Origin of the sequence: Pseudoalteromonas sp. R3, from assembly GCF_004014715.1 — a bacterium.
GTDB lineage: Bacteria > Pseudomonadota > Gammaproteobacteria > Enterobacterales > Alteromonadaceae > Pseudoalteromonas.
In genome coordinates this window covers 3,718,363-3,730,808 of the sequence record NZ_CP034835.1, presented here as the reverse complement: position 1 = coordinate 3,730,808, position 12,446 = coordinate 3,718,363, and the positions used below count along the sequence as shown (strand labels likewise).

The following is a 12,446-nucleotide window of genomic DNA, read 5'->3' as shown; positions in this document are numbered from 1 at the left end:
AGCGCCCGCAGGCGCTTTAAACAGAGACTAACCTTGGCCTGTGAGTTTGAGAAACTTCTCAGCCAGGGTATCCAGGCTCTCACGGTGTGCAGGGTCTGGTTTAATACAGTCAATTGGGCAGACACTGACACAGGTTGGCTGGTCATAGTGTCCGACGCATTCAGTGCATTTATCCGGGTCTATCTGGTAGATTTTTTCGCCCATATAGATGGCCTGGTTAGGGCATTCCGGGTCGCACATATCGCAGTTAATACATTTACTGTTGATCAGTAACGCCATGGTTTACGCTCCGCTTTGGCCAGTTCAGGCTTTTTTAAACGGGTTGCGGGTGTTTTCTTGTACACCCAGGTTGCGCATCAAAATGGCATGGCTCAGGTCAATGTCTTCTGGTAATGGGATTTTAACTATGTGTCCAGAGCCCTTGGCATCGCTGATCTGCTCACCTTTTTTGTTCTCCATGTGTTCAAGGTTAAAGCTGATATTGCCCTGCGGTGTCATCAGCTCCAGGCTGTGACCGGTACAGAATTTGTTTTTGACGTCAATTTCCACCAGACCGTTGTCGTGGCGCCCCAAAATCTCGCCAACAAACTGCTGCTGATCAGATACGGAGTGCCCATAGTCGTAGTTTTGGTATTCCTGGTGTGCATGGCGTTTGAGGAAGCCCTCGGTGTAGCCTCGGTGTGCCAGGTTTTCCAGTGTTCGCATCAGTGACGGGTCGAACGGCTTACCAGCGACGGCATCGTCAATGGCGCGACGATAAACCTGTGCAGTTCTGGCAACATAGTAAAAAGATTTAGTCCGGCCTTCAATTTTCAGGCTGTGTACGCCCATCTTGGCTAATTGATCAACGTACTGTACAGCCCGCAGGTCTTTGGAGTTCATTATGTAAGTGCCATGCTCATCTTCAAAGGCTGGCATATATTCACCCGGGCGGCCTTGCTCTTCAAGCATAAACACCTGATCGGTCGGCTGTCCGTCGCCTAAGGTCGGGATGACCTGCTGCGGGTCAATTTTGTGCACCACATCGCCTGTAGCGTTTTCTTCTCCTGGCTTAACGTCGTAGCTCCAGCGACAGGCATTGGTGCAGGTGCCCTGGTTCGGGTCGCGTTTATTGATGTAGCCAGAGAGCAGACAGCGCCCTGAGTAGGCCATACACAGCGCGCCATGTACAAACACTTCCAGCTCAGTATCCGGGCACGAAGTGCGGATCTCGGCAATTTCTTCCAGTGACAGCTCCCGCGACAGGATGACCCGCTCTATACCTTGCTTTGCCCAGAACTGCACTGCTGCATAGTTGACGGCGTTGGCCTGAACAGATAGGTGAATGGGCATATCAGGCCACTTTTCACGCACCAGCATGATAAGGCCCGGGTCGGACATGATCAGCGCGTCCGGTTGCATGGCAATAACAGGCTCGATATCGCGCAGGTAAGTTTTTACCTTACCGTTATGTGGTGCAATGTTAGATACCACATACAGCTTTTTATTTTGCTGGTGGGCTTCGTTAATACCAATTTCCAGGTTAGCCAGGTCGAATTCATTGTTGCGTACACGCAAGCTATAACGCGGTTGGCCGGCATACACGGCATCGGCACCGTACGCAAAAGCGTAACGCATATTCTTTAAACTACCGGCGGGTGAAAGGAGCTCAGGTACAAACATCTCAAAAACCTCATACATTGAACTGATTACGGGTCAGCTGTTGGGGTAAATCAATCGTCTGCGCGCCCTGCATTGCAGTGAACCGGACGATTGGGTTAAATCAAAAAGCGGCGCAGTATAGGGCAAGCCGCCGAGGTGTTTTTTGACTTGGATCAGGTTTTGCGAGGTCCCCGATAAATTGCGCAGCCGGTGACCACATAAGGCTTGGTTTCACACAAAACAATCACGGGACAGAAATAGTAGGTTTTTACATCTAAAACGCGTATAATTCGCGCCCGTATAAATTCATTAATTTCATTTTGGAGCAAAAAAGATGGCTTTAGAGCGTACTTTTTCAATCGTTAAGCCTGATGCGGTCGCTAAAAACCACATCGGTGCAATCTACAACCGTTTCGAGTCTGCTGGTCTGAAGATCGTTGCAGCTAAAATGATCCACCTTTCTCAAGAGAAAGCGGAAGGTTTCTACGCAGAGCACAAAGAGCGTCCTTTCTTCGGTGCTTTGGTTGAGTTCATGACTTCTGGTCCAGTAATGGTTCAGGTTCTTGAAGGCGAAGATGCAATCCGTAAAAACCGTGAAATCATGGGTGCAACTAACCCAGCTGAAGCGCTAGCGGGTACGCTACGTGCTGACTACGCTGACAGCATCGACGAGAACGCGGTACACGGTTCAGACGCTCCAGAGTCTGCTGCACGTGAAATCGCTTACTTCTTCACTGAAGAAGAGCTGTGCGCACGTACTCGTTAATTCGAGCACGGTGACATCAAAGAAGGGCCTTAGCGCCCTTTTTTCGTCCCTGATGCACTTTGCTAAGCCTGAATGCGACAGACAACAGGCTTAGCAAAGTATTCAGATTTGAAAGCGCTGATTAAATTTTGTACAATTTGGCGTTTTATTAAATTTGCACTGGCCGTCATCTGATCTGGGGTTGTTTCATGACTACGACTGAGAAAAAAATTAACTTACTTGATTTAAATCGCGAGGGGATGCGCGAGTTGTTTGCATCATACGGTGAGAAGCCGTTTCGCGCCGATCAGGTCATGAAATGGATTTACCACTTCGGCATCGATAACTTCGATGATATGAGCAACATCAATAAAAAGCTGCGCGCTAAGTTGCAGGCGGAGTGTGAGATCCGAGCACCGGAAATCTCAGTGCGTCAGCAGGCCAGCGATGGCACCATCAAGTACGCCCTTGTACTGGATGGCGGACAGGAAGTCGAGACCGTGTGGATCCCGGAAAAAGACCGCGCCACTTTGTGTGTGTCTTCTCAGGTTGGCTGTGCGCTGGAATGTACTTTTTGCTCCACGGCACAACAGGGCTTTAACCGTAACCTGAAAGTCAGTGAGATCATCGGTCAGGTGTGGCGCGTAGCCAAAGACATTGGCTTGCATGATGGTGACAGCACTAAGCGTCCGATCACCAATGTGGTGATGATGGGTATGGGTGAGCCGTTGCTTAACATCAATAACGTAGTGCCTGCGATGGAACTGATGATGGATGACTGGGCATTCGGCCTGTCTAAGCGTCGTGTTACTTTGAGTACCTCGGGCGTGGTACCGGCATTGGATATCCTGAAAGAAAAAATTGACGTCGCACTGGCGATTTCCTTGCATGCGCCAAACAACCCGCTGCGTGATGAGCTGGTGCCTATCAATAAAAAGTACCCCATTGAAGAATTCTTAGCGGCCTGTCGTCGTTATATCGATGGTTCAAAAGCCAACAAAGACGTCACTATTGAATATGTGATGTTGCAGGGTGTGAACGACAGCACCGATCATGCCATGAACTGGTTCAGGTATTGAAAGGTACGCCGTCTAAAATCAACCTGATCCCATTCAACCCGTTCCCGGGCAACGAGTATGGACGTTCGAGCAACAGTCGTATCGACCGTTTCTCTAAAGTACTTCAGGCAGCCGGGTTAACCTGTATCGTGCGCCGTACCCGAGGTGATGATATTGATGCCGCCTGTGGTCAGCTGGTAGGAGACGTGGTCGACAGAACCAAACGCCTTGCAAAGAAAAAGCAGCTGCAAGACAACGCGATAGCGGTGAAGGTTGGCTAAAAAAAGGGTGAAACTCGAACGCATTCGGGTAATATATGGGCATAGATCAACAGCGCTCTGGTGAGCTATGCCTGAGGCCTTGCGCCGAGTGTCACCTGTCAGTGCGCGCTTATAACTAAAGTGTTTAGTTTAGCTATGTTTTCATTGGTAAAAAGTTTCTCCTTTGAGGTATCAAAGCGCACTGTGGCTGCCCGAACCGGGGTGCTGCTGACATTGAGCGTGATACTTAGTGGCTGCGTGACCGAAACTCGCTATGCCAATAGTGATAAACCGGTTGTACAAAGCAAAGCAAGCCGTGAAGATGCTGCTAAAACCCGTATTTCGCTGGCATTGCAATATCTGGCAAACGGCAATAACACGCAGGCTAAGTACAACCTGGAGCGGGCACTGACTTTGGCGCCACAACTCCCCGAAGCACACTATTCTCTGGCTTACTACTATGAGCAGGTGGGCGAGAATGCCCGTGCCGAACAGGCTTATCAAAAAGCACTGGCACTGGCGCCGAAAGACCCAAATACGCTCAATAACTACGGCACCTTCTTATGTCGCATCGGCAAATATGATGAAGCGACAGAGCAATTGTTTAAAGCCATAGAAATCCCAAGTTACATTCGTGTTGCACAAAGCTATGAAAATTTAGCCTTGTGTGCACTGCGCCAGGATAACTTCGAGCTGGCACTGGAGTATCTGAGCAGCGCCGAGAAACACAATGGCCAGCGTCAGTCGACCTTGTTATTAATGGCTGGCTTATATTATGCAAAGAGTGAACTGCACAGAGCAGAAGAAGTCCTCAAGGTGTATGGTGACCGTGGCTTTGTCTCGGCGCGAGGGCTATTGCTGTCTCATTTGCTGGAGCTACGCAAAGGTCATTTGCAACAAGCTGAAGAAACAGCCACTTTGTTGTTGCAAACTTACCCAGAGTCTCCTCAGGCTGTGCTGGTGATCCAGCAGCGTTTGAAGGACAGCGAATTTGAACGCCTGAAGGAGCAATACCGTCAAGCTCAGTTAACTAAGATTACTCATAAATCGCCGACCCATTTAGTGGCAGAGCCTAAGATCAAGGTACGCCGGAAAGTGGAGGCTGCAAGCACTCGCGTTGAGGCGCCAGCGCTATCTCCTGTTGTGTCTCAACAGTCGCAGATAAAAGCGCCAACACGTTCGTTGCGTACTCAACAATTCACCCAGAATTCACCTGCACAGGATACAGTGACTGCCGCGATAATACCGCAAAAGGCGACCTCGACTGTGGTTAAGCCTGTGGCTTCAACGCAGCAAGGGAAAGTAGTGTTTTATGAGCCTGATCCTGAAGATATTTCATTTTCAGCGACTTCATCCCGTCCAAGCGCGGAGCCTGCAGACAGCTGGTTGGCGCAACTGCCGGATGAACCTGTTTCTGTAGTGACCTCGAATCGTGCTGCGGGTGGTTTATTAAACACAGATATTATGCTTCCCAGCATCCCTCAGCATACAATCAGGCTGGGAGAAAACCTGTTTAGCGTCTCAGTGAAGTACAATCTTAAGTTAGAAAAACTGATGGCATGGAATAATTTACGTGAGTCGGACAAGCTCTCGATTGGTCAGGTGGTGTATTTAAACGACCCTAAAATCGTCCACACCATTGGTGAAGGTCAGTCATTGTTCGACATTGCAATGGAATATAATTTACAGATTGACGACCTGATGCGGTGGAACAAATTGACACCGGGTATCGTCTTGAAACCGGGACGACATCTCTTAATCGTGGATCCAGATAACTATACTTTATGAACGAAGCAGAATTAGACACAGATACCGGCAGCGACGTATTGTCGCTCGGTCAAACACTGGCAAAGGCCAGGCATGACAAAGGCGTCAGCTTTGAGGAGATCACCGCACGGCTGAAGCTCAGTGAATCTCAGATCAATAAGCTGGAACAGGACGACTATCATAAACTTGGCCCTGAGACCTTTGTGAAAGGGTATATCAAAAGCTACTGTGGCTTACTGGGCCTGGATGCACAGGAAACCTTACGGTTATATCAGTCCCCAGTGGTACCCGAGCAAAAGGGCAAGATGAAGAGCTTTTCACGTCGAACTGAAAAAGAAGCGCACGATAATCGCCTGATGTGGTTTAGTTACGCCGTTTTAGCGCTGGTGATTGGTAGCTCAGCAATTTGGTTCTGGCAAACCATCAGCACGCAAAATGAGATCACGCCAGGGGATGCGCTGGATATTCCTCAGGTCAGTGCGCCAGTCACCAGTGTGCCAAATGAGGTAGCAGAAGAAACAGCACAAGAGAATACGCCAAGTGAGAATAAGATTGACAGCGGTGAGTTGAACTCCACTGCTGAGCCTGCTGTACCGTCAGATGACGAGAGTGAAGCGCTACCTCAATTAGTGCCAGCGACGTCTGAGAATGAGGCTGCACAGGTGAGCACAGAAATAACACAAAATGCTGTGGCAACTGAACTATCGTCAGCACCGGTAGCTGACCCAGAGCCTGACAATACACAAAGCGAATTGTCACAGAGCACCATAGTGATGGTGTTTAAAGAAGACAGCTGGGTTGAGATCTTTGACGCCAGTCAGGAACGGGTTGCGTTTGGTGTTAAAAAAGCAGGGTATACCATGACCGTCAGTGGTGTTGCCCCGTTTTCAGTCGTACTGGGCAAACATCGTGCTGTGAGCATCACACTTGATGGCGAAGCCGTGGATATTTCCGGGCTGCCGCGTAACCGTTTAGCCAAATTTAATTTACCGTTAGCAGAGTAATCGTCATGTTTTCAGAATCACCGATCAAACGTAGAAAATCCACGCGAATTAATGTGGGTAATGTCCCAATCGGGGATGGCGCACCGATCGCCGTACAGTCGATGACCAACACCAATACCCTGGACGTAGATGCCACTGTGGCACAGATCCGGGCGATTGCCGATGCCGGCGCAGACATTGTGCGAGTATCCGTGCCAACCATGGAAGCCGCAGAAGCGTTTAAGAGTATCAAAGAGCAGTCTGACATTCCGTTAGTAGCGGATATCCACTTTGATTACCGTATTGCCCTGAAAGTAGCGGAATATGGTGTTGATTGCTTGCGCATTAATCCAGGGAACATTGGTAATGAAGAGCGCATTCGTGCTGTCGTTGACGCCGCTAGAGATAAAAACATTCCCATTCGGATCGGCGTAAACGGTGGTTCACTGGAGCGTGATTTACAGGAAAAGTATGGTGAACCGACGCCAGAAGCCTTGCTTGAGTCGGCCATGCGCCATGTTGAAATCCTCCAGCGACTCGACTTTGACCAGTTTAAAGTCTCGGTTAAAGCCTCAGATGTATTTTTAGCTGTGGGTGCTTATCGTCTGCTGGCAAAAGAGATTGATCAGCCTCTGCATCTGGGGATCACTGAAGCAGGCGGGATGCGTGCTGGCTCGGTAAAGTCTGCGGTGGGCCTGGGGATGCTACTGGCAGAGGGGATTGGTGATACGCTGCGGGTGTCGTTGGCGGCTGATCCTGTACAGGAAGTCAAAGTGGGCTTTGATATTCTTAAGTCTTTGCGGATCCGCTCACGCGGTATCAATTTTATTGCTTGTCCAAGCTGCTCGCGTCAGGAGTTCGATGTGGTCAATACCATGAACCAGCTGGAAGAGCGCCTGGAGGATATTACCACGCCCATCTCTGTTTCTGTCATTGGCTGTGTAGTGAACGGTCCTGGCGAAGCGCTGATAAGTGATTTAGGTCTGGCCGGTGCAAACCGTCGTTCGGGCTTATACATCAATGGCGAGCGTCAGAAACTGCGTATTGATAACGAGCATATCGTCGAGCAGCTAGAAGAGCAGGTACGCAACTATGTTGAAAAACAGCAGAATGAACCCAAAATCGATGTCAAGATAGTCGAATAGCCGGTACAGTCTAGGCAAACTAAGCGTTTACGTTTTAGCCGAGCTGGGTATAATAGCGGGTTTATCAGATCTGGCTAAGTCTTCGGCTTAGTCAGTCATTTCGTGTAAAAAATTAGATTACTAGGAATTTCAGTGGCAAAACAAATTCAGGCAATTCGAGGTATGAACGATTGTCTGCCGGGTGATACGCAAGTCTGGCAGAAGGTAGAATCTATCTTACGTGACACAGTGGCATCTTTTGGTTATCAGGAGATCCGTTTTCCCATCGTGGAGTCCACCGAGCTGTTCAAGCGCTCGATTGGTGAAGTCACCGATATCGTTGAAAAAGAAATGTATACCTTCGAAGATCGCAATGGCGATCTCCTGACCTTGCGTCCTGAAGGCACCGCGGTTTGTGTGCGGGCCGGTAACCAGAACGGCTTACTGTACAATCAGGAACAGCGTTTGTGGTACATGGGACCAATGTTTCGTCACGAACGTCCGCAAAAGGGCCGCTACCGCCAGTTCCACCAGTTTGGTGTGGAAACCTTTGGCGTAGCCAGTGCAGACATAGACGCGGAAGTGATCCTGATGACTGCGCGTTTATGGCAGCAATTCGGGATCACGGATTTTGTTCGCCTGGAACTGAATTCACTGGGCTCAAACGAAGCGCGTGCGACTTATCGTGACGCGCTCATTGCATTCCTTGAGCAGCATGAGTCACAACTTGACGAAGACTCAAAACGTCGTATGTACAGCAATCCGTTGCGCGTTTTGGATAGTAAAAATCCAGACGTTCAGGCCATTTTGGTGAATGCACCAAAACTGTCTGAATATCTGGACGAAGAATCTCGTCAACATTTTGCAAATTTATGTGAACGTTTGGACGCTGCGGGCGTCGAATACCAGGTTAACGAAAAACTGGTACGCGGACTCGACTATTATAACCGCACCGTATTTGAATGGGTGACCGATAGCTTAGGTGCTCAAGGTACTGTGTGTGCCGGTGGGCGTTATGATGGCTTGGTGGAGCAAGTCGGTGGTAAAGCGACTCCTGCGGTAGGCTTTGCAATGGGTATGGAGCGTCTTGTACTGATGTTACAAGAGCTTGAACGTATCGGCACATTACGCCGTAATGCAGATGTGTTCGTTGCTGCGATGGGCGAGCAGGCAGGCATTCAGGCTCCGGTCATTGCGCAACAACTACGCAGTGACATCCCAGGTCTGCGTGTACTGGTTAACGCCGGTGGTGGCAACTTCAAGAAACAATTAAAACGTGCGGACAAAAGCGATGCCTTGGTTGCCCTGATTTTTGGCGAAGATGAATTGGCCGAAGGTAAGGTGACTGTTAAGTATCTCCGCGAACATAAAGAACAAGTTACCCTGACACTGGCAGAGGCAAAGAGCCTGTTGTCAACGTTGGTGGAATAAGCGCTGATGCGCAGTAAAGCCGGGTTACTCAAAAGTTGGGTACTGGCTTTACGCTATTAATAAAGAGGTCAGAATGGAAATTTATTCAACAGAAGAACAACAAGCCGAAGCAATAAAACGATTTTTCCGTGAAAATGGAACATCTTTGATTATCGGCGCGGTGCTGGGCCTGGGTGGTCTGTATGGTTGGAAAGCTTACAATCAGCATCAAATCGATAGCGCAGAAGCCGGTTCTGAAGCCTACAACCAGCTGGTTGATAGTGGTGACGTTCTGACCAAAAGCGATGAGTTTTTAACGAATAACGGCGAGTCTAGCTACGCAGTTCTGGCTGCTTTTGTTGCTGCTAAAGAAGCGGTGGAGCAAGGCAAGCTGGATGTTGCACAAGAGAAGCTGAGCTTCGCAGCAAGCACCGTGCAAGCGCCAGAGTTAAAAGCTACGGCCTATCTGCGTTTGGCGCGCGTTCAGGCGGCGCAACAAGACTACAGTGCGGCAATGACTACATTAGGCAATCAAATGCCTGCAAGCTTTGCAGCTCAGCTTGCTGAAGTTAAAGGTGATATTCTTTTAGCGCAAGGTAAAAAAGACGCCGCGCGTGATGAATACCAAAAGGCAGTGACAGCCGGTGGCAGCGATAATAACCCACTGTTGCAAATCAAACTGGATGACCTGGCTGGCACAACAGCACTTTAAGGAGTAGCCATGAAGAAGTTGACTATGGCCTCTCTGGCGCTGTGTATGGCGTCGTTACTGGGGTGCTCCTCAAGTGATGATGAAGAAGAGTTGGTGCTACCTGAGATTGTAAACCAGTTTGAAACTGACGTGGTTTGGCAAGAGTCTGTGGGTGATGGCGTTGAGCATTACTTCTCTCGTTTGGTCCCTGCTTTCTATCAAAATACGGTCTACGTGGCAGAGCGAAACGGTCTTGTTGCTGCGCTGGATGTCAGCAGTGGTGATACGCTATGGGAAGTCGATACCCGAGACAACCCTGCTTTTTGGCCCTGGGAAGACGATGACAGTGCAAAGTTGTCCGGTGGCATTTTGCAGGCCTATGGCAAGCTGTATATTGGCTCGGAGCATGGTGAAGTTGTTGCATTGGACCGCGAAACAGGCGAAGTGGTGTGGCGTAAATCCGTTCCAGGAGAATCTTTGTCCGTACCCGCAGCCGGAGATGGCTTGGTATATGTGAACCTGGGCTCAGGTAAGTTGCTGGCACTACACCCTGATACAGGTGAAGAGCGCTGGCAGTTTGAGCAGGAAGTACCGGCACTGACGTTGCGTGGTTTGAGTTCACCCACGTCCGCGAATGGCGGCGTACTGATCGGTGAAGAGAGTGGCAAGCTGTCGGTATTGATTGCTGAAAACGGATTCATGGCCTGGAGTACAGATATTGCTCTGGCAAAAGGTGCCTCTGAGTTTGAGCGCCTGGTTGATGTAGATACTAAGCCGATTGTGATGGGTAGTACCGTGTATACCATAGCGTATAATGGTAAACTAGCTGCATTAGATGTGCGCAATGGTAATGTGATCTGGGATCGCGAATACAGCAGCTATCGGGATCTGAGCATTGAGCTGAATACCATTTATTTGGTAGATAGCGAGGGCGTACTCTATGCTCTAGATAGAGAATCAGGTATCGAGCGCTGGAGTCAGTCCGCGTTACGTGGCTGGTACCTTACCACCCCAGCGGTAGCTGGCGATTATCTGGTGGTTGGAGATCAGGAAGGAAACCTGCATTGGTTAGACAAGCAAACCGGTGCACTGGTTTCTCGCGAAGAATTTGATAGTTCGGGCTTTTTTGTCGAGCCAATCGTGGTAGACGACAAACTGATCCTGTACACCCGTGATGGTGAAGTCAGTGCGGTAAAAATTCCGTAATCACTTTATACGGTTTAAATAGAAGTAAGGCTTCGCGGTGCGAAGCCTTTTGTTGTTTTTAAAAGAGGTAGTCTATGCTTCCTGTGATCGCTCTCGTCGGGCGACCCAATGTGGGTAAATCCACTTTATTTAACCGTCTTACCCGCACGCGTGATGCGTTGGTGGCGGACTTTCCCGGCTTAACACGTGACCGTAAATATGGCCAGGCAAACTATGATGGCTATGAATTTATCGTGGTCGATACCGGCGGTATTGATGGCAGTGAAGAAGGTATCGAAACGGAAATGGCAGAGCAATCTTTGCTGGCCATCGAAGAAGCCGATGTGGTGCTCTTTCTGGTTGATGCTCGTGCTGGCATGACCGCGGCTGACCAAGCCATAGCGCAGCACTTACGTAAACAACAAAAGAAAAGCTTTGTTGTTGCCAATAAAACAGACGGTATTGACGCTGATTCTAACTGTGCCGAGTTTTACCAGTTAGCATTGGGTGAGGTGTATCATATCGCCGCAGCGCATGGTCGTGGTGTGACGCAACTCCTGGAAGCCACGCTAGGTCCGGTGATCGCTGAACTGGCTGCTGAAGAAGATGAAATTGAGCAGGATGATGAGCTGCTGACAGAGCTTTATCTGGAAGGGGAAGAAGCCCCGGAAGAGGGTAAAACCGGCTTTGAAGACAAGCCCATTAAACTGGCGATAATTGGTCGTCCAAATGTGGGCAAATCGACACTTACTAACCGCATTCTCGGTGAAGAGCGCGTCATTGTGTACGATATGCCGGGCACCACACGGGACTCCATCTATATCCCGATGACCCGTAATGAGCGTGACTATGTACTGATCGATACGGCTGGTGTTCGTAAGCGCAAGAAAGTCAGTGATGTGGTTGAAAAGTTCTCGGTAATCAAAACACTCAAAGCAATTGAAGACGCCAACGTTATTTTATTGGTGATCGATGCCCGTGATGGTATCTCTGATCAGGATCTCAGCTTGCTAGGTTTTGCACTCAATGCTGGTCGCTCTTTGGTGATTGCAGTAAATAAGTGGGATGGTCTGGATGACTACGTGAAAGAGCGTATTAAGTCTGAACTGGACCGCCGTCTTGGTTTTATCGATTTTGCGCGCCTGCACTTTATTTCGGCACTGCACGGGACTGGGGTAGGACACTTATTTGAATCGGTTGAAGAGGCTTATGAGTCGGCAACTAAGCGTGTTAGTACCGCCATGCTCAGACGCATCATGGATATGGCTCAGGCCGATCACCAACCACCTCTGGTACGAGGTCGTCGCGTTAAGCTTAAATATGCCCATGCCGGTGGTTATAACCCGCCGCGAATCGTGATCCACGGCAACCAGGTACATGATTTGCCCGATAGCTATAAGCGTTACCTGATGAATTACTATCGCAAAGCGCTAAATATCATGGGGACGCCGATTAAGATTGAGTTCCGTGAAGGGGATAACCCGTATTCTGGTCGCACCAACAAAATGACTTTGTCGCAGAAGCGTAAACTCAGAGCGTTTACCAAAGAGCAAAAGAACAAGCAGTAACTGCTTGAAAAAGG

General features: G+C 49.3%; 10 protein-coding genes and 1 pseudogene. 9 read left to right on the top strand and 2 right to left on the bottom strand.

The genetic code is table 11. The features are described from left to right. Positions 1-27 precede the first annotated feature (27 nt). Together ELR70_RS21450 and yegQ are read right to left on the bottom strand one after the other, a co-directional pair. Positions 28-279: a YfhL family 4Fe-4S dicluster ferredoxin gene (locus tag ELR70_RS21450; protein ID WP_054016002.1), complete on the bottom strand. Its 252-nt coding sequence runs from the start codon at positions 277-279 to the stop codon at positions 28-30. Between the two features lie 24 nt (positions 280-303). Next, positions 304-1,662 (bottom strand): tRNA 5-hydroxyuridine modification protein YegQ, encoded by a 1,359-nt coding sequence (gene yegQ / locus ELR70_RS21445; RefSeq protein WP_054016060.1) that lies wholly within the window; start codon positions 1,660-1,662, stop codon positions 304-306. Positions 1,663-1,975: 313 nt separating this feature from the next. Here yegQ and ndk point away from each other — a divergent pair, with 313 nt between their 5' ends. The 9 genes and pseudogenes from ndk to der all read left to right on the top strand — a co-directional run bounded on the left by ndk (position 1,976) and on the right by der (position 12,432). Next, entirely contained in the window at positions 1,976-2,407 is a 432-nt protein-coding gene (ndk, locus tag ELR70_RS21440; protein ID WP_010383936.1) for a nucleoside-diphosphate kinase, read from the top strand. A gap of 188 nt (positions 2,408-2,595) precedes the next feature. After that, a pseudogene (locus ELR70_RS21435) lies at positions 2,596-3,725 on the top strand (bifunctional tRNA (adenosine(37)-C2)-methyltransferase TrmG/ribosomal RNA large subunit methyltransferase RlmN). 183 nt (positions 3,726-3,908) lie between these two features. Continuing rightward, positions 3,909-5,492: a type IV pilus biogenesis/stability protein PilW gene (gene pilW / locus ELR70_RS21430; protein ID WP_241566344.1), complete on the top strand. Its 1,584-nt coding sequence runs from the start codon at positions 3,909-3,911 to the stop codon at positions 5,490-5,492. Further along, positions 5,489-6,475, top strand: a complete 987-nt coding sequence (locus ELR70_RS21425) for a RodZ domain-containing protein (protein WP_054015999.1) — start codon at positions 5,489-5,491, stop codon at positions 6,473-6,475. The genes pilW and ELR70_RS21425 overlap by 4 nt, the downstream gene beginning before the upstream one ends. 5 nt (positions 6,476-6,480) lie before the next feature. Further along, positions 6,481-7,599, top strand: coding sequence for a flavodoxin-dependent (E)-4-hydroxy-3-methylbut-2-enyl-diphosphate synthase (ispG, locus tag ELR70_RS21420; protein ID WP_054015998.1), 1,119 nt, complete (start codon positions 6,481-6,483; stop codon positions 7,597-7,599). A 132-nt stretch (positions 7,600-7,731) separates the two neighbouring features. Beyond that, positions 7,732-9,009, top strand: a complete 1,278-nt coding sequence (hisS, locus tag ELR70_RS21415; RefSeq protein ID WP_054015997.1) for a histidine--tRNA ligase — start codon at positions 7,732-7,734, stop codon at positions 9,007-9,009. A gap of 73 nt (positions 9,010-9,082) precedes the next feature. Then, the gene (locus ELR70_RS21410; RefSeq protein WP_054015996.1) at positions 9,083-9,700 is read left to right on the top strand and encodes a tetratricopeptide repeat protein; all 618 of its coding nucleotides are present in this window, start codon (positions 9,083-9,085) and stop codon (positions 9,698-9,700) included. Between the two features lie 9 nt (positions 9,701-9,709). Continuing rightward, on the top strand, positions 9,710-10,885 hold the full coding sequence (gene bamB / locus ELR70_RS21405) for an outer membrane protein assembly factor BamB (RefSeq protein ID WP_054015995.1): 1,176 nt from the start codon (positions 9,710-9,712) through the stop codon (positions 10,883-10,885). Positions 10,886-10,959: 74 nt separating this feature from the next. Beyond that, on the top strand, positions 10,960-12,432 hold the full coding sequence (gene der, locus ELR70_RS21400) for a ribosome biogenesis GTPase Der (RefSeq protein ID WP_054015994.1): 1,473 nt from the start codon (positions 10,960-10,962) through the stop codon (positions 12,430-12,432). Positions 12,433-12,446 lie beyond the last annotated feature (14 nt).